Source organism: Vibrio sp. M250220 (assembly GCF_036533795.1).
Classification (GTDB): domain Bacteria; phylum Pseudomonadota; class Gammaproteobacteria; order Enterobacterales; family Vibrionaceae; genus Vibrio.
The window spans coordinates 16,222-38,778 of sequence record NZ_JATABI010000036.1; the positions used below are offsets into that span (position 1 = coordinate 16,222).

21 protein-coding genes and 1 pseudogene are annotated in these 22,557 nt (G+C 43.1%); 7 read left to right on the top strand and 15 right to left on the bottom strand.

What is annotated here, in order from left to right:
- Positions 1-11: 11 nt before the first annotated feature.
- Together ubiE and rmuC are read right to left on the bottom strand one after the other, a co-directional pair.
- The gene (gene ubiE / locus QTN94_RS13075) at positions 12-794 is read right to left on the bottom strand and encodes a bifunctional demethylmenaquinone methyltransferase/2-methoxy-6-polyprenyl-1,4-benzoquinol methylase UbiE (protein WP_138973693.1); all 783 of its coding nucleotides are present in this window, start codon (positions 792-794) and stop codon (positions 12-14) included.
- A 56-nt stretch (positions 795-850) separates the two neighbouring features.
- On the bottom strand, positions 851-2,401 hold the full coding sequence (gene rmuC / locus QTN94_RS13080; protein WP_331427876.1) for a DNA recombination protein RmuC: 1,551 nt from the start codon (positions 2,399-2,401) through the stop codon (positions 851-853).
- A gap of 166 nt (positions 2,402-2,567) precedes the next feature.
- Between rmuC and QTN94_RS13085 the strand changes: the two genes are divergently transcribed.
- Positions 2,568-3,473 (top strand): DMT family transporter, encoded by a 906-nt coding sequence (locus tag QTN94_RS13085; RefSeq protein ID WP_331427877.1) that lies wholly within the window; start codon positions 2,568-2,570, stop codon positions 3,471-3,473.
- Between the two features lie 31 nt (positions 3,474-3,504).
- On the opposite strand, the gene QTN94_RS13090 is transcribed toward QTN94_RS13085, so the two are convergent.
- Entirely contained in the window at positions 3,505-4,329 is an 825-nt protein-coding gene (locus tag QTN94_RS13090) for an HDOD domain-containing protein (RefSeq protein ID WP_138973690.1), read from the bottom strand.
- A gap of 216 nt (positions 4,330-4,545) precedes the next feature.
- On the opposite strand from QTN94_RS13090, the gene QTN94_RS13095 reads away from it, so the two are divergent.
- A complete protein-coding gene (locus tag QTN94_RS13095; protein WP_331427878.1) occupies positions 4,546-5,292 on the top strand; it encodes a sce7726 family protein in 747 nt (248 codons plus the stop codon).
- Positions 5,293-5,322: 30 nt separating this feature from the next.
- On the opposite strand, the gene QTN94_RS13100 is transcribed toward QTN94_RS13095, so the two are convergent.
- The 6 genes from QTN94_RS13100 to ftnA all read right to left on the bottom strand — a co-directional run bounded on the left by QTN94_RS13100 (position 5,323) and on the right by ftnA (position 10,270).
- Positions 5,323-6,450, bottom strand: coding sequence for a beta family protein (locus QTN94_RS13100; RefSeq protein WP_331427879.1), 1,128 nt, complete (start codon positions 6,448-6,450; stop codon positions 5,323-5,325).
- A 1-nt stretch (position 6,451) separates the two neighbouring features.
- On the bottom strand, positions 6,452-6,949 hold the full coding sequence (locus QTN94_RS13105; RefSeq protein WP_331427880.1) for an ImmA/IrrE family metallo-endopeptidase: 498 nt from the start codon (positions 6,947-6,949) through the stop codon (positions 6,452-6,454).
- A complete protein-coding gene (locus QTN94_RS13110; protein WP_331427881.1) occupies positions 6,946-7,413 on the bottom strand; it encodes a hypothetical protein in 468 nt (155 codons plus the stop codon). Before QTN94_RS13110 ends, QTN94_RS13105 begins: the two co-directional genes overlap by 4 nt.
- A 636-nt stretch (positions 7,414-8,049) precedes the next feature.
- Positions 8,050-9,243, bottom strand: coding sequence for an NAD(P)/FAD-dependent oxidoreductase (locus QTN94_RS13115; RefSeq protein ID WP_138973689.1), 1,194 nt, complete (start codon positions 9,241-9,243; stop codon positions 8,050-8,052).
- 106 nt (positions 9,244-9,349) lie between these two features.
- Positions 9,350-9,673: a universal stress protein UspB gene (gene uspB, locus QTN94_RS13120; RefSeq protein WP_269378141.1), complete on the bottom strand. Its 324-nt coding sequence runs from the start codon at positions 9,671-9,673 to the stop codon at positions 9,350-9,352.
- A 69-nt stretch (positions 9,674-9,742) separates the two neighbouring features.
- On the bottom strand, positions 9,743-10,270 hold the full coding sequence (ftnA, locus tag QTN94_RS13125; protein WP_138973687.1) for a non-heme ferritin: 528 nt from the start codon (positions 10,268-10,270) through the stop codon (positions 9,743-9,745).
- Between the two features lie 156 nt (positions 10,271-10,426).
- Between ftnA and uspA the strand changes: the two genes are divergently transcribed.
- Both uspA and QTN94_RS13135 read left to right on the top strand, forming a co-directional pair.
- A complete protein-coding gene (gene uspA / locus QTN94_RS13130) occupies positions 10,427-10,852 on the top strand; it encodes a universal stress protein UspA (protein ID WP_269378142.1) in 426 nt (141 codons plus the stop codon).
- A gap of 56 nt (positions 10,853-10,908) precedes the next feature.
- Positions 10,909-11,790 carry a carboxylate/amino acid/amine transporter gene (locus tag QTN94_RS13135; RefSeq protein ID WP_331427882.1) on the top strand — a complete coding sequence of 294 codons (882 nt, stop codon included), beginning with the start codon at positions 10,909-10,911 and terminating at the stop codon, positions 11,788-11,790.
- A gap of 65 nt (positions 11,791-11,855) precedes the next feature.
- Here the strand turns inward: QTN94_RS13135 and QTN94_RS13140 are convergent, their stop codons facing one another.
- The 3 genes and pseudogenes from QTN94_RS13140 to QTN94_RS13150 all read right to left on the bottom strand — a co-directional run bounded on the left by QTN94_RS13140 (position 11,856) and on the right by QTN94_RS13150 (position 16,197).
- On the bottom strand, positions 11,856-12,425 hold the full coding sequence (locus tag QTN94_RS13140; protein WP_331427883.1) for a hypothetical protein: 570 nt from the start codon (positions 12,423-12,425) through the stop codon (positions 11,856-11,858).
- 100 nt (positions 12,426-12,525) lie between these two features.
- On the bottom strand, positions 12,526-13,305 hold the full coding sequence (locus tag QTN94_RS13145) for a class I SAM-dependent methyltransferase (RefSeq protein WP_331417787.1): 780 nt from the start codon (positions 13,303-13,305) through the stop codon (positions 12,526-12,528).
- 62 nt (positions 13,306-13,367) lie between these two features.
- A pseudogene (locus tag QTN94_RS13150) lies at positions 13,368-16,197 on the bottom strand (EAL domain-containing protein).
- 102 nt (positions 16,198-16,299) lie between these two features.
- Here QTN94_RS13150 and asnC point away from each other — a divergent pair.
- Positions 16,300-16,764 carry a transcriptional regulator AsnC gene (gene asnC / locus QTN94_RS13155; RefSeq protein ID WP_331427884.1) on the top strand — a complete coding sequence of 155 codons (465 nt, stop codon included), beginning with the start codon at positions 16,300-16,302 and terminating at the stop codon, positions 16,762-16,764.
- Between the two features lie 40 nt (positions 16,765-16,804).
- Here the strand turns inward: asnC and tsrA are convergent, their stop codons facing one another.
- Together tsrA and QTN94_RS13165 are read right to left on the bottom strand one after the other, a co-directional pair.
- Positions 16,805-17,089: an H-NS-like global regulator TsrA gene (gene tsrA, locus QTN94_RS13160; protein ID WP_331427885.1), complete on the bottom strand. Its 285-nt coding sequence runs from the start codon at positions 17,087-17,089 to the stop codon at positions 16,805-16,807.
- 84 nt (positions 17,090-17,173) lie between these two features.
- Positions 17,174-18,367 carry a multidrug effflux MFS transporter gene (locus tag QTN94_RS13165; RefSeq protein WP_331427886.1) on the bottom strand — a complete coding sequence of 398 codons (1,194 nt, stop codon included), beginning with the start codon at positions 18,365-18,367 and terminating at the stop codon, positions 17,174-17,176.
- 105 nt (positions 18,368-18,472) lie between these two features.
- Here QTN94_RS13165 and QTN94_RS13170 point away from each other — a divergent pair, with 105 nt between their 5' ends.
- Together QTN94_RS13170 and QTN94_RS13175 are read left to right on the top strand one after the other, a co-directional pair.
- Positions 18,473-19,414, top strand: coding sequence for a LysR substrate-binding domain-containing protein (locus QTN94_RS13170; RefSeq protein WP_138973679.1), 942 nt, complete (start codon positions 18,473-18,475; stop codon positions 19,412-19,414).
- A 100-nt stretch (positions 19,415-19,514) separates the two neighbouring features.
- On the top strand, positions 19,515-21,305 hold the full coding sequence (locus QTN94_RS13175; RefSeq protein ID WP_331427887.1) for an aminopeptidase P family protein: 1,791 nt from the start codon (positions 19,515-19,517) through the stop codon (positions 21,303-21,305).
- A gap of 123 nt (positions 21,306-21,428) precedes the next feature.
- On the opposite strand, the gene thiH is transcribed toward QTN94_RS13175, so the two are convergent.
- Positions 21,429-22,550: a 2-iminoacetate synthase ThiH gene (gene thiH, locus QTN94_RS13180; RefSeq protein ID WP_331417791.1), complete on the bottom strand. Its 1,122-nt coding sequence runs from the start codon at positions 22,548-22,550 to the stop codon at positions 21,429-21,431.
- Positions 22,551-22,557: the final 7 nt, after the last annotated feature.

Below are 22,557 nucleotides of genomic sequence, written 5' to 3' on the forward strand. Positions count from 1 at the left end.
AGCGGATAACCTTAGAATTTGTAACCACGGTGCAGCGCAACGATGCCACCAGTCAGATTGTAGTAACTGGTTTGCTCAAAACCGGCTTCATCCATCATCCCTTTTAGCGTCTCTTGATCTGGGTGCATACGGATAGACTCTGCAAGGTAACGGTAACTCTCTGCATCGTTGGCCACCAGTTCACCCATTTTCGGCAATAAATGGAAAGAGTAACTGTCATAAACCTTTGATAGAGGTTCAAATACTGGCTTAGAGAACTCAAGCACAAGCAGACGACCACCCGGCTTTAATACACGGTACATGGAACGCAGTGCTTTATCTTTGTCCGTTACATTACGTAAACAGAAGCTGATTGTAATTGCATCAAAATAGTCGTCAGGGAAAGGGAGTTCTTCCGCGTTAGCCTGAACATAATGAACATTACCAACAATGCCATTGTCACGTAACTTATCACGACCCACGTTAAGCATCGAGTTATTGATATCCGCTAGAATGACATGACCTTTTTCGCCGACGATACGTGAGAATTTAGCCGTCAGATCACCTGTACCACCACCAAGGTCAAGAACACGCTGACCAGGACGAACACCACTGCAGTCGATCGTAAAACGTTTCCATAAGCGATGGATACCACCTGACATCAGGTCATTCATGATGTCGTACTTAGCTGCCACAGAGTGGAAAACTTCAGCAACTTTTGCGACTTTCTCTTCTTTCGCTACGGTGGTGAAACCAAAATGCGTGGTTTCATTAGATTCTAAAGCTGTATTCGATTGCACGCTTGTATCCGTCATTGTGATTCCTCTTCGTACAGTGCATTGAATTAATACGACCTAAGCACTGCGGGCGATTAGTTTACTTTATCCTCATCCGTATGTCTTTCAGCGAACGAGTCATTTTTATCCAAGCTTGCATTTTCTGTGAATTGATCATGATGTGCGAGCTGAGCTAAGTCATTTGAGATGGATTTTTTCACCTCCACTCCGAGCTGCTTAAAGCTTTCTGCCTGACGAATCACATTACCTCGTCCGGTAACAAGCTTATTCATCGCCCCTTGATAATTCTGATTCGCTTTGTCGAGCGCACCACCTAAACTCTCCATGTCGTCAACAAACAAACGCAGCTTGTCATAGAGCTTACTAGCCCGTTCAGCAATGATTTGTGCATTTTGGTTTTGACGCTCATTACGCCATAAATTATCAATGGTGCGTAAAGCAACCAACAAGGTCGTCGGACTGACTAAAATGATGTTCTGCTCCATTGCATCTTTGACTAGGCTTGGGGCTGCCTGAATCGCAACTTGGAAAGCAGGTTCGACGGGAATGAACATCAATACGTAATCTAAGCTCTGGATACCTTTTAGTTGATGGTAGTCTTTCTGGGATAACCCTTTGATATGAGCACGAATTGCAAGTAAGTGGTCACTTAAAGCACGCTCCCTATCATGGTTAGTTTCCGAGTTGAAGTAACGCTCGTAGGCGACCAGTGCCATCTTCGAATCCACCACGACTTGCTTATTCTGCGGTAAATGAACAATGACATCTGGCTGATAGCGTTTTCCAGCCTCGTTCTGTAAGCTGACTTGAGTCTGATACTCATGTCCTTCACGTAATCCCGATTCCGCTAACACCCTTGCAAGTACCACCTCACCCCAGTTGCCCTGCTGCTTGTTATCACCTTTCAAGGCTTGAGTGAGATTCAACGCTTCCTTACTCATCTGTTCATTGAGACGTTGTAGATTCTTAAGCTCATGAACTAAGGTATGGCGCTCTTTCGCTTCTTGATTGAAGCTATCACTAACCTGTTTCTTAAACCCTTCGAGTTGCTCTCTTAGCGGCGTCAGCAAACCATCGAGGCTTTGACGATTTTGCTGATCAACCTTTGCGGTTTTGGCGTCAAACAACTGGTTAGCAAGATATTCAAATTGCTGCTTTAAACGTTCTTCTGCTTGTTCCAGTAACTGTAGCTTCTCATGATTAGATTTATTCTCTTGCTCATGACGTGCTTCCTGCTCTCGCAACTGTGCTTCAAGCTGAGATTTTTGTTCACGAAGACGATCTAAATCATCAGCGTACTGCTGGCGTTCTTGTTTCACCGCTTCAAAGTAACGCAGCTTCTCAAGCACCGCCATCAACTTTCCGTGGGATTGTTTAATTTCAAGAGCCGCTCTATCACGCTCACCATCGAGTTCATCAAGATCTTGCTGAGCTTCTGCCAGCTCCTTCTCTAGTTGTGCTATTTGCGTACTCGCCAACTGTTGATTCGATTCTACTTGTTGTTCAAGGAGCTGTTGGTTAAAACGCATTTTTTGTTTGACCCACCAGCCAACGACCAACCCGCTGGTTATTGCACTGATCATTCCACTAGCCAGCACGCCTTGATGCTCAAGAATCCATTGCATAATAATGATTTAACTCTTCATATTTCGATAGTTTCAATGGTATTTGACCACTGGATAAATGTCCAGTTTGTCGGCTAGATATCGAACAGCTAGACTAGGCGCTCCGCACTCTGTACCACACCAATGGCTAACGATATACAAGTCATTGGTTTTATTAAGGAACATCATGAACGAGCGTCGCGCTTTAGGATTAGGTTTATCGGCTGTATTACTCTGGTCAACGGTAGCCACTGCTTTCAAACTCACTCTGGCAGAGTTCTCTCCAATTCAAATGCTTACCATCGCAAGCATTGTCTCTGCCATTGCGCTTTTGGCCATATGTACCGTTCAAGGCAAGCTCAAACTATTACCAAGCACGTTCCTCTCTAACCCTTGGTACTACATACTACTTGGCCTGATAAACCCTCTTGCCTACTACATTATTTTGTTCAAGGCCTATGATTTGTTGCCCGCATCTCAAGCACAGGCTATCAATTACAGCTGGGCGATTACTCTTACTCTGATGGCCGCTGCTTTTTTAGGGCAAAAGATTCGTAAGCAAGATTGGCTTGCCTGTACCTTTAGCTATCTTGGAGTCATTGTGATTGCCACTCAAGGCGATGTTCTCGGTTTGAATTTTGACAGCCCACTTGGCGTTGGTTTAGCACTACTTTCGACTCTGTTGTGGGCAAGCTACTGGATTCTCAATACCAAAAACAAAGCGGATCCAATTGTTGGCGTGCTATTAGGTTTCCTAGTCGCAATCCCTTGTGCTATTGGTTTAACCCTGTATGAAGGCCTTTCCTTTACACAGATATCGACTCAAGGCTGGTTTGCGGTGACCTATGTGGGGCTTTTTGAAATGGGTGTTACTTTCGTCTTATGGCTAAGTGCATTGAAACTCACGCAAAATACGGCGCGTATTAGCAACCTAATTTTCGCCTCACCTTTTATCTCATTGATGCTACTGGCAAGCATTATCGGAGAGCAGATTCATCCATCCACTCTCATCGGGTTGGTCTTAATTATAGTGGGCTTGGTGATCCAGCAGATAAGATTTGGCAAAAAGGATGTTAGCAAACAAGCCATCTAACAAATTCACAACCAATCACTGGCCTATCTATTTAGAACAATTGATAGGCCAGTTCGCTTCCCTGACCACGCACTTTATCAATTTTGGACGCCAGTTCTGGCGATACATGTAGAGCTTGAGCCGCTTTGCTATTGGCTAAATAGCGTTGCTTTTCATGTTCGTCAAACATCGCGTCCCAACTCTGATGAGCATCACGAGCTAAGTACATCAGACAAGCGAGTCGTTTGGATTCAACCGCTTTGGCAGGGTGATTAACATTGGCTATCGCATCCACCAGCTCATTAGGAAACTTCCAACTTTCTGCCAATACTGCGCCAAGCTGCTGAGCATCAACACCAAGCACTTCCCTCTGCACTAAAGCCGCATTTTCTCCATTTGCGACACGCTGACTAATCGCAACCGCTTTTTCCGGTTCTAATGTGTGAATCATTAACTCGCCGATGTTATGCAAAATACCCGTTGTGAACGCTTCATTAGGATCGAGTTTGATATCTTTTGCGATGGTACTGGCGATCGTGGCCACTTCAAACGTGCCAGCCCAGTAGTCTTTGATATTGAGAGTTTCTATTTTTGGAAAGCTACAAGCCAAAATAGAGGATGAGATAAGATTGCGAATGGCTCCGATACCGATACGAACAATGGCATCATTGATATTGGAGGTACCTTTAACGCCTCCAAACTGAGCTGAGTTTGCCATCCTCAACACACGAGCCAGCAGCACCTGATCCATAGCCATTTTATGTGCAAGCTCACTAAAGTCGATTGAGTCACGGTTAACCATCTCGAGCAGTTCTTGCAAAACACTTTCGATACGAGGTAATTCATTTATACGAGATATCAGTGCTTCTTGGCTCATAGAGTTCACTCCTTCGCTACCCTTCACTTTTTATAGGATAAGTGTAGTACCTACGAGTGAACTCTATTCATATTTGCTTCACGAAAATTTGTGCAGTTTCCAAAGTTACTTACCATAAAGTACAAGTGTGGCACTAAGAACGACTATCTATTGCTACACAAAATTGTGCTAGTATAGCAATGTTGTCCAAAACTCAAGACTTACGAACTAATTGTAATGAAAGAGACATTCAGATTTTTAGAGCCTGATATAAAGGCGCTTACCCTCAACTATCTCCGAGATAGGAATATCATAGATGAAAACTCCATCATTATGAGCGAGTTAACTATCGGTGATTTTTCGCGACGTGTCGATTTAGCGATCTTTAACCAAGGCAAGCTACTCGCATTTGAAATAAAAAGTGAAGCAGACTCTTTAAATAGGCTAAGTGGGCAAGTAAATAAATACTTAGAGTACTTTGACAAGGTTACCGTAGTATCAGATCAAAAGTTTGTTTCTATGCTTGAAGACTCTTTACCAGGGAACGTTGGATTATGGGAAGTTAGTAAGTCAAAAATAAAAGTCAAGCAAAGGGGACGACTTCAGCAGAAGATAGATAACAACAAACTAATAGATATGATGGACTCTATCGATTTGCACAGACTTTCCTCCAAACTGGAACTCAAGACTAAGAAAGACAGGAAGTCTATCGAAAAAGCCTTAGAATCAGTACCAAACAAGGTTCTTAGGCAAGGTGTTGAAGCAGCACTAAGACGAAAGTTTTCAAAAGTAACTCAATCATTTATGAATGCGACAAACAACAGAGAAGTAGAGAAAGAAGATATAAAGATGCTAAGTCGCTTTAGTGAACATCGAGAAAGAGTAAGGCTAGAGCAAAGTCAAAGCAGAGCTTTTTGGGATAACATCGAGCAACACGTTGCGGATTTTCAACAATTTGCAGAGGCCTCTGCTTACTCTAGCTAATGGCCTCATCAAATGTATTTCAGTTAATAACTAATCTTCCCAGTCATCATCCGTATCTCCGGCTAAATCTAGAGAATTATAATGAAGTTGAGTATATAGGTGTTTGTTAATTCTTACGGCTGTAGCTTTCTGAGCACTATTAATCCCAAACTGGTCACCTTTACTAGTCAGCTCAATTATGTAATTTGCCCATAGTGCAAGTTCATCTTCCCAATAAGGCTCTTCCATTATTTGCTGCGCAATGAGTGTATACAGCTCCATTTTTTCTTTACGAATTTTGGCCTGTTTCTCACTCTTACTCAACGAAGCAGAAAGAGTACTGAACTCCATACGAATAAAATTCCATTCATTCCTGCAGGCATAATCGATTCTTGGAGGTGGAACACCAGCCCCACCAGACATTTTTGTTGCTCTGGCACTACCTCGATCTGAATATACCAAATCAGAAATTGAAGATTTTACTCTATCGAATAAAGCCCTTTCATATATGCTTTTGACGCCTTTGTGATAGCCACCAAAGCTATCAGGATAAGATGTAGATGAAAGAGAAACCATTGCTTGAGGAAGCATCACCTTTATTGCCTGCAAATATAATATAATTTGATAACTCAGCTCTACTTGCTCTTTCGTTATTTGCTCAAGATCTAAAATAACCAACAAGTTACTAACATCAGTTAAGTTGGAAAGGATTGTTTGATATCTTTTAGACTCAAGATCGACTTGTTTAAGTATAACTACAATCCCTCTACCAAGGGTACTAAGCACCTTAATTTGAGTCGTAATTTCACTTAGGTCGTTAAGTTGGAGACAAGGTATTGTATTAGTGTGCTCTTTTATAAAATCACACCAGTTTCGATAGCCACCTTCAGGATCTATGAGTTTTCGCAAGTCATGATGAACAGGACGATAAGTCTCTTCCTTACGACCTAATAGATCTACATCATCTATATCAGCAATCCACTTCCTATCTTTTCCAATCGACTCCTCTACTTTATCAATGGAATTTTTTAGTTCTTTGGCAGCAGCCCACGACTTTATCGGGAATACAGGTAGAATTAGGTTTTTATCTTTGTCAGGTAGCTCTTTCAACCCTTGCAATTCAGATGGACTAATAGCAAGAATGGGGCAATATTGATAAGGAAATTTGTTGTCAAACATTCTAGAACCCCTTTTTACCCAATCTAACTTCTATAGCAGGTATAGATAGTTCAGCTAATTTTGCTATTCTCTCAACTTTTACTTCTAATCGAGTATCCTCAGGGAACTTAATCTCATCAATTAATGTAAATGGCATTACGATGTCAGCTGCAAGTCTATTAGCCTGAGCCTCCAAAGCACTTGATAATGAAGAACGAAACAACATTGTATCTTCAATACCGTCACCAATTTTATCTCTATGCAGTAAATAGTGTGCAATCTCGTGAGCAAGAGTAAACCGCTGCCTTTCTGCCGAGTCATGCCTACTTATCTTAACTTCTACGACTCCATCAGATTCCTTTATCACTCCAGAAATACCTGGTTTTAACGTAGATCTCTTCACTACGATACCAAAGGCTTTAGCTATAGCTCCAACTTTGATAGGAAAGCAGGCCTGATGCTCTAAAATAATTTTTTGCTGATCAGGAGTTAATAGTTTCCATTCACTACACCACTTCACAAGCTAAGCTCCTCTTCTTCCGGAAAGTCTTCATCAGATAGAATGCCCCTGTACACGGCTCTTTCTACAGCAGAATAAATGACCTCGTTAAACTGATCTTCTTTTATAGCCTTCAGCACCAATAACTCTGATTTCTTAACAGCAGCTTTAGTTGCTTCTCGTTTAATATTTGAATATCCAAAAAAGGCTAAAAGAGCAATGACTACGCCGAGCCCCGTAACTATCAGCGTCACACTGGCTAAAGTTAACCCTAGCCACACTTCAAAGCCAATTTCTTTCTTGTCTGACTGAAGTTTCTCTTTGAGGATTTCTATATCTCGAGTTAGTGATTTAATTTTTTCTCTTTGCTCTTTATTTACTCGGGTAATGAGAAGAACGTTATCATCTAACTTATCACTTTCTATTTTACCTATATCTGTATGAATACTAGCAACGTCATTATCAACAATACTATCAATTGACATGTGCACACTCTCTTTACCAGAAACTGAGGCATTAGCGAAACTAGTATTCGAACCTAAAAGGAAAAAGAAGAATAAGAACTTAAAGAATAAAAACGTATAATATCGCAAACTGATGCTATCCATTTATTTTAAAGAGTTAAATAAAACAATTGTAATTAATAAGAAAGATCTTATTATAAGCATTACTAATGCTAATCTAACCTTTTTAGCGAGCAATTAAACAGCAATCACCGTTAATTTTGATATGCGTCAACATTATTACCTAATTTCGAAAGCACAAGAGATATGTTATTTCTATAAAAGCTCACAAATAGCATTAATATTATCAATCATCTAAATACAACTACATAGTTAAAGAGCACTAACCGCTTAAAAATCATTGCTAAAAAAACGCCAAACGCCGCTTTTAGCTGTTGCAGATTGTGATAAGACAAAATCACAATAATTGTCTGTTCCTGCTGTACAGTGGTTGTAGTTAGCACCTTGACCCATCCCATATTTGTTCCTTAAGTGCCGTTGATAATCATCCAACGACTCGATTTTTCGACCACGTCCCATACTCAATCCAATAAAGCTTACCTAAATTGAGCATAGTAATACGCACCACTATGGGCGAACTTTATTGTCTCTGAACAATTACACCCACTGACCCGCCACAAAGCCCGAGCTCCAGCACCACTGGAAGTTATAGCCGCCGAGCCACCCTGTTACATCCATTACTTCGCCAATAAAGTACAAGCCTTTGATTTGCTTGCACTCCATTGTTTTTGAAGAAAGATGATTGGTGTCCACGCCACCCAGAGTCACTTCTGCGGTTCGATAGCCTTCAGTTCCATTAGGCATTACCTGCCAGTTTTCCAAGGTATGGGTAATCTCACCAAGTTGCTTGGTGTTAAATTGTTTAAGCGGCTTATCTTGCAGTACTTTTCTATCGATGAGTACTTCAACTAAGCGCTTAGGTAACACCTTAGCCAGGGTATTCTTCAGTGTCTGATTTGGGTGCTTCTCAAGTGAGCGTTGTAGCAGTTCATCAATATCCGCTTCAGGCACTAGGTTAATCGTCACCTTTTCTCCTGCCTTCCAGAATGACGAGATCTGTAGTACCGAAGGACCTGACAATCCACGGTGAGTAAATAGCAGCGCTTCCTTGAACATTGTGCCATCTTGAGCAGTGATCTCAGCAGGAACAGCAATTCCAGATAACTCAGCAAATGCTTCTTTATCTTCTTTGTGCAGAGTAAACGGCACAAGACCTGCTGTGGTTGAGATGACCTCTAGACCAAACTGTTCCGCAATCTTGTATCCAAATGGTGTCGCGCCCAGCTTAGGCATAGAAAGTCCGCCCGTTGCAATAACTAACGATTGGCACTCAATCACATTGGTGTTGGCATGCAATACAAAACCATGCTCGGTTTTCTCAATTTGGTGAACATCTTGCTGATAACGTTGTGTAATCGATGGTAAATCGCATTCAGCAAGCAGCATTTTCACTATGTCTTTTGACGTGTAGTCACCAACGCAAAATAGCTGACCATGATCGCGCTCTTCAAACTCAATACCATGTTTGCTGACCATGGAAATAAAATCCCAATTGGTATATTGAGATAATGCCGATTTAACGAAGTGAGGGTTTTGGCACAGGTAGTTATTCGCTGACACATCGTAATTAGTAAAATTACATCGACCACCACCAGCAATAAGAATTTTACGACCTGGCTTTTTAGCATGATCGAGCACTAGTGTCTTACGGCCACGTTTCCCAGCTTCCGCCGCACACATTAGCCCCGCAGCGCCAGCTCCGATGATGACAACGTCAAACTTTTCCGTCATGAATAGCTACTCATTTAAACCAATAAAAAAGGATGTGCGTTATGCACATCCTTAGCAATTTGAAAGGTTATTTTAGCGATATTTACTTTGAATGCCAATTCAACACTCAGAGAATCATCGCTGCGAGCAGGGTGACACCTAGTAGAGAGGTCGACAAGATGAACAGCTCTCGCACTCGATCACACTTACCTGTAAACACTTCATCATGATGGTGATGGTACTCTTTACTCTTGAGGTAGTGAAATAAACGAACTTGCTTAGTGACATTACCGTGGGTAGTAAAGAAGCCGTTGCCATCCACTTGCTGGTAAAGCAAAGGATGAGCCTCTCGCATAATGTAAATGAGTGAGCGCAGCGCGGTAAGATAGCGAACCATGTTCACCAGCGTCACCATCAATAATGCAAATAGAATTGTGTCTGCATTGATCATCTTTTCCTCCCTACATCTTCTAAAATGCCCAGAGAAAAAGACGACCTAAACTAGAGTGTCTTTCGCCGATTACTCAGCAGGGGCATCCATTATTGAAGATGAACCTTCTTTTGCCAAAGCCGCTAAATCTTTATCAATAAAGAACAGCGCTTTACCATCTTCACCAACAAGATCTAACTTATCTAAAATCCCTTTAAATAACTTCTCTTCCTCGTGCTGCTCAGCCACGTACCACTGCAAGAAGTTGAACGTTGAATAGTCTTGTGATGTAAACGCAAGATGAGCGAGCTTATTGATTTTTTCAGTAATCATTTGCTCATGCTCAAAAGTCTCGCGGAATACATCTCCTAGGCTATTGAACTCGTGCTTAGGTGCTTCAATAGCACCCAGGATCGGCATTGATCCTGTTTCACTTACGTAAGTGAAAAGACGTTGCATGTGCTCCATTTCTTCTACAGCGTGCTTACGTAAAAATTCAGCCGCACCTTCGAATCCTTTGTCTTCACACCAAGCACTCATTTGTAAGTATAGATTGGATGAGAAAAATTCGAGATTAATTTGCTCATTCAATTGATCAACCATTGCTTGAGAAAGCATGTACCACTCCTACTAAGTCTATGAAGTTAAATTGACTATATCATGTTCATCACCTTAACACTTTGCTTAGCAAATGTGGATCTGAGATCACTCCTACAAAATTAATCAATCTGAGGTGCTAATCTTTAATCAACACCCTTACAAGGAGATAGCACTATGAGTTATCAACATATTTTGGTCGCTATTGATCTCTCGGAAGATAGCAAGCTCTTGGTCGATAAAGCGGTATCTCTGGCCAAGCCTCTTGATGCTGTAGTTTCATTTATCCATATCGATGTGAACTACGCAGAGCTCTACACAGGCTTAATTGATATCAACCTAGCAGAGACTCAACATCAGGCAATCGAAGCGTCTCAAAAACAACTTCAAGAGCTGGCAGAACACGCCAATTACCCGATTAAGCATACCTTGGTCGGCAGTGGTGATTTGAGTAATGAGCTGTGCGATACAATCAATGAGTTTAATATTGACCTAGTGGTCTGTGGTCATCACCAAGACTTCTGGAGCAAACTGCTCTCTTCAACTCGTCAGCTAATCAACTGTTCTCCTGTTGATATGTTGGTAGTACCACTTAAAGACTGATTGATAGTAAATATTGGTATAAACTGCTCGATAATTTTTGATAATGAGTCTTAGTTATGGGGTATTTATCCGCGGTCACTTTATTGTGGGCTTTCTCTTTTAGCCTGATCGGCGTCTATCTTGCTGGTCAGGTTGATTCTTGGTTTTCTGTATTGATGCGAGTGGCACTGGCCAGTCTCGTCTTCTTGCCATTCTTACGATTTAGAGGTGTCGACAAAGGCCTAATCGTTCGTCTAATGGTCATCGGCGGCTTCCAGCTCGGCCTGATGTATTGCTTCTACTATCAATCTTTCTTGTTACTCTCTGTACCAGAAGTACTGTTGTTCACTGTCTTCACTCCTATTTACGTGACCATCATTTACGATCTCTTGAAGAGACGCTTCTCTCCATGGTATCTCGTGACTGCCGTTATCGCCGTTGCTGGAGCTGCTTTTATTAAATTTGCTGGCGTAAATGAGAATTTTGTTGTTGGTTTCTTGGTCGTGCAAGGGGCGAATATCTGTTTCGCCATTGGACAGGTTGGCTACAAGTACCTAATGGAAAAATATCAGGTAGAACTTCCTCAACACACCATCTTTGGTTACTTCTATCTAGGGGCATTATGCGTTGCAACTGTCGCTTTTGCTCTCATGGGTAATATCGAAAAAATGCCGACAACTAACACGCAGTGGGGAGTCTTGATTTACTTGGGTCTTATTGCTTCAGGTCTTGGCTATTTTGCTTGGAATAAAGGCGCAACCATGGTCAATGCTGGCGCTCTTGCGATCATGAATAATGCCCTCGTACCGGCAGGTCTTATCGTTAACGTCGTTATTTGGAACAGAGATGTTGATGTCACTCAACTCAGTATTGGCGGTGCGATCATTTTGCTTTCATTGTGGGTCAATGAAACTTGGGTAAAGAGAAAAGTGCAGCAAAGTCATCAAGCGCTAGAGTGATCTCTTTATAATGCCTCGTACATAAAAAACGCTCTCCTTGTTGGAGAGCGTTTTTTATTGTTCATTTAGTGGATGTTAGAGCCACTTACGACATCCCGCATTTCCGAAATGGTTGCCGCTAAGACCAACGTATTCGGCAATTTTGTCTCAAGCTTTTGCTGCTTTTTGAGCAGTTTTTGTTGCTTCTTGGCCAACTTAAGCAGCTTCTTTTGTTGCTTGTAGTATTTTTTGAGTGTTTTCTTCGCGCGTTTAATTACTCGCTTACTAGGTAAATCACCCAGTTTGGGCAACATAACTTCCGTTTGCTGATTGAGTATTGATGGTTGAGGTTGTGCTACCTTCTCTTTGACACGCTCAACAACCTTTCTAATCGCTTGAGCCTTGTCTGGTGAAGGGATAACTTTAGGTGTCTTCGGCAAAGCTTCGGCAAGTAAAGCACAGTTTTTTTGTTGCTCAATAGGCTGATTTTGACAAGATTTCGGAGGAATTGCCGCTGGTTTACAAAGCGAGGCTTTCGATGATGAAGATCGAGCACATGAACGGCAGACATACTTGGTATCGCTTACCAAGCGGTGAATTTCACCTAAGCTATCAGCGATTTGTTTACGGTTCATCTTACAAAGACGTTTAGTCACGCCACCACCCTAACTAATAATACGAATAATTCTTAGTAAGATATAACCATTTAATCAATAATAAGCAAGCGCAAACATCGCAGAATTAAAACAGCGTTCGCTAAGTCATTGATGCATTGACATAAACATCAAATCGGTTCTTTTTCGTTTCAATCGCCATCGCTGGTTTCTTATCATTCAGCCAGTTTGCGTAGTCCGGTCTTTTCACTACAACCCTTTTAGCTGCAAGGGCTAAGGCAGGTTCTAATAAACCATCAGCGTCGAGGTCTGCCCCAACTAGAGACTGAAAAACTCGCATCTCTTTTTTTACCAGTGCACTCTTTTTTTTGTTTTCTGGGTGAGGATACATGGGATCCAAATACACCACGTCAGGTTGAACAAAGTTAGGATCAGCCGCCAATTGTTCAAGAGCATCATGGCTCGAAGCATGAAGTAATGACATACGTTCACTAACCCAATCGCCGATTTCCGAGTCTTGCTTAGCTCGCTCAAGGCCATCATCTAGGAGCGCTGCGACAACCGGATGACGCTCAACCATTTGAACCTTACAGCCTAATGACGCCAATACAAACGCATCGCGTCCAAGGCCAGCGGTACCATCAAGTACGGTTGGCGTGCTGCCTTTGTTTAACCCTGCAGCTTTAGCAATAGCTTGCCCCTTACCACCACCAAACTTACGTCGGTGTGCCACTGCACCACCCGCTAAATCCACATATATCGCACCAAGTTTGGGCTCATCGAGTTTACGCAACTCAAGCCGATGCTCAGTCAGAACTAAAGCAAACTGACTGTCATCACTGTGAGTCAATCCCCAGCGTTGAGTAAGCTCTACAAACCGCTCAGTTTGAGTCTGGTCTTCGCATTGAAGTTGTAGTTGCACGAAGTGCTCCAAAATGTTGTTACGATAAGAGTGCGCAGTGTACTGGATTTTCAATAAGGGTACTAAGTTTTCTCTATCGCCATTAGCTCTTCCACTAACTCCCGCAGTGGCTTAGGTTTGCCAATGATGTATCCCTGAGCATAATCTACGCCCAACTCCATAAGTTGTTCAATGATGTGGGTATTCTCGACAAATTCAGCAACCGTTTTTTTGCCCATCTGACGCGCCAAATCATTGATCGAACGCACCATTAGGTGGTCCATTTCATTCACATCGATATCTCGAACAAATATTCCGTCAATCTTGACGATATCGACGGGTAGCTTCTTCAGATATCCGAATGACGATAGACCTGAGCCAAAGTCATCGAGAGCGATTTGGCAACCCAAAGCTTTTAACTGCGTAAAAAACTCTATCGCTTGATTCATATTACTCATGGCGGCGGTTTCGGTGATCTCTAAGCAGATTTTGTCACAAGGCACATCTGATTGCGTCAGTTTATCCAGCAAGAAAGCAATAAACTCTTTGTTGCCCATTGAGTGACCAGAAAGATTGATCGCACAGGTACTGAGTTCCTTGAGCGATTCCTGCCCTCTTCTTTGGCAACGTGACAGGCTGTATCCGCTTGAGCATGGACCATTTGCGGAGAAGACGCTGTATGGTCAATTAAGCGAATACCAATAGAACAGTTGAGATTAAGACGGATATCTTCCCAAACAAAGGCATGCTCACTGAGAGTGGTAATAATAGTGTCGGCTACTTTCTTAACATCTAGTTCTGTGCAATCCCTTAGCAAGATAGCAAACTCATCTCCTCCCATACGAGCCAAGATGCTGTTGTATGGTAATACCTCTTCCAACATGCTGGCACAAAACTGAATTGCAGCGTCACCAGCCTCATGTCCAGCAGTATCATTGAGAACTTTGAGCTGATCGAGATCGATGTACAGCATGGCATGAGTGCGGGTATAACTTGCTACTTCACTCAGAGCCTTCTCTAGTTCTCTCTCAAAATAGTTGCGGCTGTAGGTTCCAGTAAGCAAATCATGTTGCGCTTGATACTGAAGCTGTTCTGACAATGTGCGCGTTTCAGTTACATCTTCCCCGACAATCAGAATGTGTCCAGATTCAACCAAGGGTCTAATATTTTCCCTAACCCAGACGGTATGACCGTCGGCATGTCGATATTCGATATCACGTCGCCACACGCCCTTTATCGCCTGCTTAGGTTGCAATAATACTTGTCTAGGAATGAGTTCATCCTGATTAAAATAGAATTCTCTTAGACGATGACCCAAAATCTGATCCGACTTATAACCAAGCAGTTGTTCGGCAAATTGGTTAACTTGTTGAACACGATTCTGCTCATCCAACGTCAACATCATTACTGGTTGCTGATCATAGTAGTGACTTAGATTCGCTTCTCGTTGATAAAGACGTTCTTCGGTGATTTTCCTTGTCGTTATATCACGAGCTTCAAGTAAAAATTGTTTGCCTCCTTGGGGAGAAGGAATAGGTTTAAGCGCGACTTCCAAAACCATAGAACCATGTTCAGCATGCCAAATCTCAGCTTCAAACTGCGCAACAGAGTCATTGGATGTTTGTCTGAAAAACTGCTGTAACTGCTTTGCTGCCTCAACTTCCCAATGTCGGTGCTGCCAAATAGGTCTATCGACACTAAAGTCCTGATGGTATAGAAGCTCCTGAAGCTTACTATTGCTCGATGTAATGCAACCGTCAGCGTCTAAAACACCGATAAAATGATAACTTTGGTCAAACACCATTTCGATCAATGTCTGACTCTCTTTTGCCATCTGTTCACTGCGTTTTATGCGACTCAAATAGTAAATCAGCACCATGATGACGATGGATAGGAAGGCAGTCAGACTGCCGACCACTTTAAGTTCTTTGGCATACCTATCGGTAAAGTTCTGCGGTTTATTGAACAGTGAAGAGTCCGATTCACCTTCGGCTCCCAAACCCCATTTCATCATCGCTTGGTAGTCAAGCTTGATGTCAGGAGTACCCAATTTGACGCTTGGCAAAGGCTCAGCAGGGTTATTTAAGGCGCCAACTAAAAGGTTGGCCGCTTGTTGTCCATGCAGAAAGCCACTTTGAACCAAGCCCCCAACGGCACCATAGCCCAGTGCAAGATCGTGCACCATATAAATTGGCGCTTTTGATACCTCATTAAGTCGTTTCCATTTGTCGTGCTCTGCGACAAGTCGGCCGTCAATCTCACGATCATATATCGAGAAGAGAATGCTATCTCGGCGATTTAACTAAGACACATATTCAAGAAGCTGCTCATAAGTGTCTGGAATGTAGGAAACAATTCGATCTCGATAATGGGGGTAATTAGCAAGAAACATCCCAACCTGTTTTCGAATCCCAGCGCCGCTGACCGAGTGATCACTAACGATATGAATGAGCTTTACTTGTGGTTGAATTCGCTCGATGAGAGAGATGTTGCTATAGATGTCGATATCTTCAGCAATCCCTGTCGCATTTAGGTTCTCATGGAGATTCGGGGTGTAGTTGTTGATACCACCAAAAATAACCGGTATATCGCCTAATTCGCTGGCTAGTCGATTCATTAATGCTAATGCGTTGTTATCACTAACAATGATCGCTCTAAATGTCTCTTGTTCGAATTTGGTTTTGTACAGTTGGTACAAACGTTCAAAGTAAGTATCACTTTGTATACGCTTGATATCGAGGTAGAGAACCCGTATTGGGATGCTAGAGTCCTTCAATTGGCTGTCTAAACCACTTTGAAAAGCGTCAGTCCAAAAAAGCCCTGGTGGTATGAATGCACAACCAACACGTCTTGATCATGCGCTTGGGAAAACGAACTCAAAATTATCGCTAGAAGGAATAGACAAAAACGCACTAAAATGTGTCTCAGAACCAAAAAATTATATCTACTATTGTATCACCACTGGTGATGGTTTGTACTAAGGTCGTAACATTTACGTGAATTACAAGGGGTTACATGCAGGCTAACAACATCAAACTGGATGATCTAGATAAGGCAATCCTAAAAACCCTTATGGAAGATGCACGTACTCCTTATGCGGAAATGGCCAAGCAGTTTGAAGTAAGCCCTGCAACCATTCACGTGCGTATCGAGAAGATGAAATCGGCTGATATCATACAAGGAACCGAAGTAATCGTTGATACCAAAAAGTTGGGGTATGACGTGTGTTGTTTTATCGGTATCAATCTTAATGCGGCTCGAGATTATCACTCCGCACTTGAAAAACTGAATGCGTTAGAAGAAGTGGTTGAAGCGTACTACACCACAGGTGCCTACAACATTTTCGTAAAATTAATGTGCCGCTCTATTGAAGAGTTGCAGTATGTTCTGATTGATAAGCTACAAGCCATTGATGAAGTTCAATCTACCGAGACTTTGATCTCGCTACAAAACCCAATCAACCGAAACGTTAGCCCATAAAAAAACTCGCCGAAGCGAGTTTTATCAATTTTTGATCTTATTACTTTGAGGCAAGGTAACTCTTAAGGTCTTCAACAGAAATACCTTGATCTGCAATCTGTCTAGCCAGTGATTCGACCTGCTCACCTTTGCGTGATTCAATCACCTGTTGAAACTGGTACACCATATCTCGAAGAATAGGAAGCGGAACCTGTTTCGCCGCACTACGGATGCGCTCGCCACTTTGGTTGCCCAATTCACTCAACAATTTACCAAACATTATTTTTTCTGGAGAATCTTCCAATTGTTCCAGAACTCGAGCCATCTCATAGGTTGTCATTGACATCGTAGCGATTTATCCACACATACCGATATAAAGAAGCACAAATATACAACGTTTCATTTAATTATCAAAGCGCATCTCGTAAGATTACGCCACCGCATGGTGCCAGTAACGGCCTGTTCTAGACCATAGAATAGCAAGTGCAGGTGTGACAATAAGCATTAAGGTTGCGATCATAATTTGTGGTTCCATACCTAGGCGCTGTACGGTACCGACGACTAAACCCGAACCACTCATTTGAAAAAGCCCCAGCAGTGCTGCTGCTGTACCCGCTTTATCGCCAAATGGGGCAAGCGCTTTACCAGCGGCCGCGCCAAGAATCCATGCAAAACCAATCGAAGACATAAAGATTGGTAGCATAAACGCCATCGCTGTCGTTTGACCTTGCAGAAGCATCATCACCACACCAGCAATTGCCAAAGTTACAATGCCGACAGTCAGTGCCATATGCGTTCCAAATCTATCCATAAATTTTGGTGCACTCATACACGCCACAATATTGATTGCCGCATTAATACCAAACCACATGGTGAACTCATTCATACTAAGGCCAAGATTCTCCATCAGTACTACGGGTGCCGATGTTACATAGCCGAGAATGACCGCCATCGCTAACATACACAGAGTTGCGTGAAACAAGAATGACGGTGTACGCACAACATCAAGATAGCGATTGAGTTTGAATACCGACTCTTTACTCATTTGCGGGTTCGTCTCTTTTAACCCAATCCATAGCATCACCAATACGACTGCCGCAAAGCCGGCCATAAAGCTAAAATTCGATCGCCAACCAAACTGCTGTGTTAACCAACTACCGAGTATTGGGGCAAGCGCAGGGATAAAGCAGATTGCACCATTTAAGTAACTAATCATTTTGCCACTTTTTTGTGGACCAAAGATGTCGCGAACTGTTGCAAAGGCTGCTACCGATGTCGCACACGCGCCTAAGCCTTGTAGCAAACGAGAGACCAGCATCCACTCGATATTTTGAGCGCTCCACGCCAATAAAGCACTGACCGCATAGATGCTTACTCCTCCCAATGCAACAGTTCGACGTCCTAGTTTGTCCGCTAAAGGACCTGCAAATAGCTGACCGACGCCCATAGCAAACAAGAACCAAGTAATCGTATCTTGCGCTAACGCATGTTCCACGTGGAACGTTGACGAAATTAATGGCAGTGCAGGCAGATAAATATCAATAGCCAAGGGGCTAAACAGAACAAGCAATGTAAGAAGCATTAGCTGTTGCTTGGTTGGGTTGGTTGAAGTTGCCGTCTGCACTTGTATCTCCGCTGCGCATGATGAAATTGCCTTTATAGTAGGCTAAACTAGATATGCCTGCTAATGACGTATTGTCATCAAAGTTATTCCTTCTGAGAATTTCTAATGAATATAGAGAAACTTGCTCGTCTTGATCTGAATTTACTGGTCTGTTTACGTGTTTTAATTGAAGAACTTAACGTTACTCGCGCAGCACACCGATTGTGTCTTAGCCAATCTGCTGTCAGTAAGAATCTTGCCAAGCTTAGGGCACAGTTTGATGACCCTCTGTTCGTGCGTCACGCCCATGGCCTAAAACCAACACCTAAAGCGCTGTTTCTTAAACCCAAACTTGAGATACTAATAAATCAATTAGAACAGCTAACACAACCTGAAGAGTTTTCGCCTAGCTCGAGTGATTATCGCTACCAGATTGCCGCTGTCGAAAGTGTTTACCCACTGATCTTGCCCCACTTCCTTCCCCAGATATTTAACCGTGCACCGGGCGTCACTATCAGTACTCATGCTTGGTCTGACGATACATTTCGCCAAATACAGCGGGGAGAAATTGACTTAGGCATTACAGGGAAAGATATCGACATCAATGATGCAAAACTCACTATGCTGCCACCTAGCGATATTTGCGAGCAGGAAATATACCGTGATAACCAAATGTGTTTAGTCCGAAAAGAACATCCTGCTCTGGGGCAAGTTTGGAATCTCGATAACTTTTTGGCTCAGCGCCACGTTCAAGTTCGCTGTGATGGCAACGAAAGATGGTTACTCGACTATCGATTAGCCGACATCGGCAAAGAGCGCGATATCGCGATTACCGTACCTGACTTTAACAGTGCGGCAAGCTTATGTTCTTACACAGACTTCGTATTTACCGCACCGAGTCATTTTGTAAAGCTAGCCTCAAAGCAGCTCGACTTGACTGTCCTACCTTTACCGATGGAATTTCCTCCGATGGCATATACGCTGTTCTGGCACCGTGATAGAGAAAATGACCCTGCATTATCTTGGCTACGACAAATCATTCGGGATAAAACCACTGCTCTTAGATAATTTGCAGGCTGACGGTAAAAAGAGTAGCTTATTCTCATCGTCCAACTGCACGCTTAAACGTTGACACGGACAACTAGACAATAATGAAGGATTACCACAGATGCTTATGACTACAGAACAGCGTTTGGCTGCTATTCGCGATTGGCTCGCACAGAATAATTTAGACGCCCTGCTTGTCCCACATGAAGACGAATACCTTGGCGAATACGTCCCCGCTCACAATGAGCGTCTCCACTGGCTGACTGGATTTACAGGTTCTGCCGGTGTTGCTGTCATTACTCAACACAATGCCGCTATTTTTGTTGATGGTCGCTACACGGTTCAAGTAACTAAACAGGTCCCATCAACGTTGTTCGAATATCGCCATTTAATTGAAGAGCCTGCTCTTGATTGGATCCTCGAACATCTTGAAACAGGATGTTCAGTCGCGATCGACCCACGTATGCATAACTCAGCTTGGTTAGATTCAGCTCAAGCAAAACTTGCAGGAAAGCTGGAGCTCAATATTTTGCAAAGCAACCCGATTGACCAGTTGTGGCATGATCGTCCTGCCCCCGTCATTTCGGATGTAAGACTGATGGCGACAGAAGCTGTTGGTCAATCTAGTGAGAGTAAGCGTCAAGAGATCGCACATTTGGTTGCAAAGGCAGGAGGTCACTCCGCTGTGATAACCGCATTGGACTCAATTTGCTGGTTATTGAACTTACGTGGTCTTGATGTCTCACGCTTGCCTGTTTTGCTATCTCACGCGATTCTCCATGACGATGCGAGTGTCGAATTCTTCCTTGACCCAGCACGTCTGCCTAGCAACTTCTCTGAACACGTTGGTAATGGTGTAACCGTCCATCACCCAGATTCACTCAAGGCACAGATCGAAGCGCTTGCGGGTAAAAAAGTGCTACTCGATCCAGCGACCAGCAATGCTTGGTTCAAACTGGTTCTGCAAAATAGCGGTGCGTCAGTCATCAATGCTGCCGATCCTTGTCTAATGCCTAAAGCATCGAAGAACGACGTCGAAATTTCAGGCATGAAAGCTTGCCACGTTAGAGATGGCGTTGCGATGTGTAAGTTCTTGAGTTGGCTAGATTCAGAAGTAGCGACGGGAAATCTTCACAATGAGGCGGTACTGTCTGACAAACTTGAGCAATTTAGAAAACAAGACCCGACACTGATGGATCTTAGCTTTGACACTATTTCCGCAGCCGGCAGCAATGCCGCAATGTGTCACTACAACCATGAGAATCAACCCGAGCCTGGAGTACTTCAACTAGACAGTCTTTACTTGGTTGATTCTGGCGGTCAATATCTAGATGGCACCACAGACATCACGCGTACCATTGCTATCGGAAAACCTAGCGACGAAATGATTAAGCAGTTCACGCTTGCATTAAAAGGTCACATTGGTGTCGCTCGCGCTCGTTTCCCTAAAGGTACTCGAGGATACCAGATTGATACTCTAGCTCGTCAGCACTTATGGGCCGAAGGCTACGACTATGACCATGGTACCGGACACGGCGTGGGGCATTTCCTCAGTGTTCATGAAGGACCCGCTAGCATATCTAAAAAGCAAATTGATGTGCCTCTAACTCAAGGTATGGTTTTGTCTAATGAGCCAGGTTACTACCGCGCTGATGCATTCGGTATCCGAATTGAGAACCTAGAGCTTGTTGTCGAAACACCGACTAAAGGCGACTTCCCTGTACTCAGCTTTGAATCGCTAACACGTTGCCCAATTGATATCAGAAACATCAATGTTGATATGCTGACACGTCCCGAACTCGCGTGGCTAAACGACTACCATCAGAAAGTATGGGATGAGATCAGCCCGCTAGTTGAAGGTGATGTGAAAGAGTGGCTTCGTCAAGCAACGGCACCTGTAGCACACAGCTAGAAGCTAGAAGCTAGAAGCTAGAAGCTAGAAGCTAGAAGCTAGAAGCTAGAAGCTAGAAAAAAGTAGAGGGTTGATGTTTTGCATCAACCCTCTTTTCTTTACCTATGTTTCACGTGAAACACTCTAACCAGAATATGCACAATGCCAATCTCGCCACACCGGATCTAAACCTTTCGACCTAATCATTGCTTCAATTAAATCCGCGCCTCTCTCATCACTGATCTCAAACTGTTCAAGCTCTGCGTCATTTGAAGCGTATCCCCCAGGCTGAGTTTTTGACGCCGCTGACATACTCGTAATACCTAGTGATAAAACATTGTCTCTAAACTGAGGTGACTCTCTGGTAGAAAGTGACAACTCAACTTCTGGATTGAGCAATCGATATGCGCAAATAAGCTGGACTAACTGTTTATCGCTCATAACAGATTTCGGTACAACGGAGCTTTCTCCCCCCTCACATGGTCGCAGCCGAGGAAAAGAAATTGAGTAACGTGATTGCCAATACGTCCGTTCGAGATAGTCGAGATGTGCTGCAACGTAAAAACAATCAGTGCGCCACTCATCCAAACCAATTAGAGCTCCGATACCAATTTTGTCGATACCAGCCTTAGCTAATCTATCTGGCGTATCCAACCTAAAGTCAAAATCCATTTTATTGCCACGCAAATGATGTTTGGCATAAGTGGAAGCGTTATAAGTTTCCTGATAGACCATGACCGCATCCAAACCGAGCGTTTTAAGCTCTGCGTATTGATGCTCCTGTAATGGCTGAACCTCCATAGCTAAGTAGTTAAAGCGCTGCTTTATTAGTGGAACCATCTCCCTAAAGTAGTTCATGCCTACCTTAGTCTCATGCTCACCAGTTACCAGCAGCACATTGTCAAACTTCATACGCTTAATCGCCTCGACTTCTGCCTCGATTTCTGGCTTATTCAATGTGCGACGTTTAATGCGATTCTCCATAGAAAATCCACAATAGGTACAAGCGTTGGCACATAAGTTTGAAAGATAGAGCGGTATATAGAGCGACATCGTGTTACCAAAGCGTGTACGTGTCGCTGAATATGACAGTTGGGCCATTTGCTCAAGATAGGGCTCTGCTGCTGGAGAGATTAGCGCTTTAAAATCTTCCAAGTCTCGCCGGCTCTTAGCCAAAGCATTCTCAACGTCTTTGGCGGTTTTGGCATAGATCGACATCGAAATATCATGCCAATTGTATTTTTTGTACTGTTCAACAAAACTCATTCGCTCT

Coding starts and splice junctions, on each gene's coding strand:
- ubiE (WP_138973693.1), bottom strand. CDS start 794: ATGACGGATACAAGCGTGCAATCGAATACAGCTTTAGAATCTAATGAA.
- rmuC (WP_331427876.1), bottom strand. CDS start 2,401: ATGCAATGGATTCTTGAGCATCAAGGCGTGCTGGCTAGTGGAATGATC.
- QTN94_RS13085 (WP_331427877.1), top strand. CDS start 2,568: ATGAACGAGCGTCGCGCTTTAGGATTAGGTTTATCGGCTGTATTACTC.
- QTN94_RS13090 (WP_138973690.1), bottom strand. CDS start 4,329: ATGAGCCAAGAAGCACTGATATCTCGTATAAATGAATTACCTCGTATC.
- QTN94_RS13095 (WP_331427878.1), top strand. CDS start 4,546: ATGAAAGAGACATTCAGATTTTTAGAGCCTGATATAAAGGCGCTTACC.
- QTN94_RS13100 (WP_331427879.1), bottom strand. CDS start 6,450: ATGTTTGACAACAAATTTCCTTATCAATATTGCCCCATTCTTGCTATT.
- QTN94_RS13110 (WP_331427881.1), bottom strand. CDS start 7,413: ATGTCAATTGATAGTATTGTTGATAATGACGTTGCTAGTATTCATACA.
- QTN94_RS13115 (WP_138973689.1), bottom strand. CDS start 9,243: ATGACGGAAAAGTTTGACGTTGTCATCATCGGAGCTGGCGCTGCGGGG.
- uspB (WP_269378141.1), bottom strand. CDS start 9,673: ATGATCAATGCAGACACAATTCTATTTGCATTATTGATGGTGACGCTG.
- ftnA (WP_138973687.1), bottom strand. CDS start 10,270: ATGCTTTCTCAAGCAATGGTTGATCAATTGAATGAGCAAATTAATCTC.
- uspA (WP_269378142.1), top strand. CDS start 10,427: ATGAGTTATCAACATATTTTGGTCGCTATTGATCTCTCGGAAGATAGC.
- QTN94_RS13135 (WP_331427882.1), top strand. CDS start 10,909: ATGGGGTATTTATCCGCGGTCACTTTATTGTGGGCTTTCTCTTTTAGC.
- asnC (WP_331427884.1), top strand. CDS start 16,300: ATGCAGGCTAACAACATCAAACTGGATGATCTAGATAAGGCAATCCTA.
- tsrA (WP_331427885.1), bottom strand. CDS start 17,089: ATGTCAATGACAACCTATGAGATGGCTCGAGTTCTGGAACAATTGGAA.
- QTN94_RS13170 (WP_138973679.1), top strand. CDS start 18,473: ATGAATATAGAGAAACTTGCTCGTCTTGATCTGAATTTACTGGTCTGT.
- QTN94_RS13175 (WP_331427887.1), top strand. CDS start 19,515: ATGCTTATGACTACAGAACAGCGTTTGGCTGCTATTCGCGATTGGCTC.
- thiH (WP_331417791.1), bottom strand. CDS start 22,550: ATGAGTTTTGTTGAACAGTACAAAAAATACAATTGGCATGATATTTCG.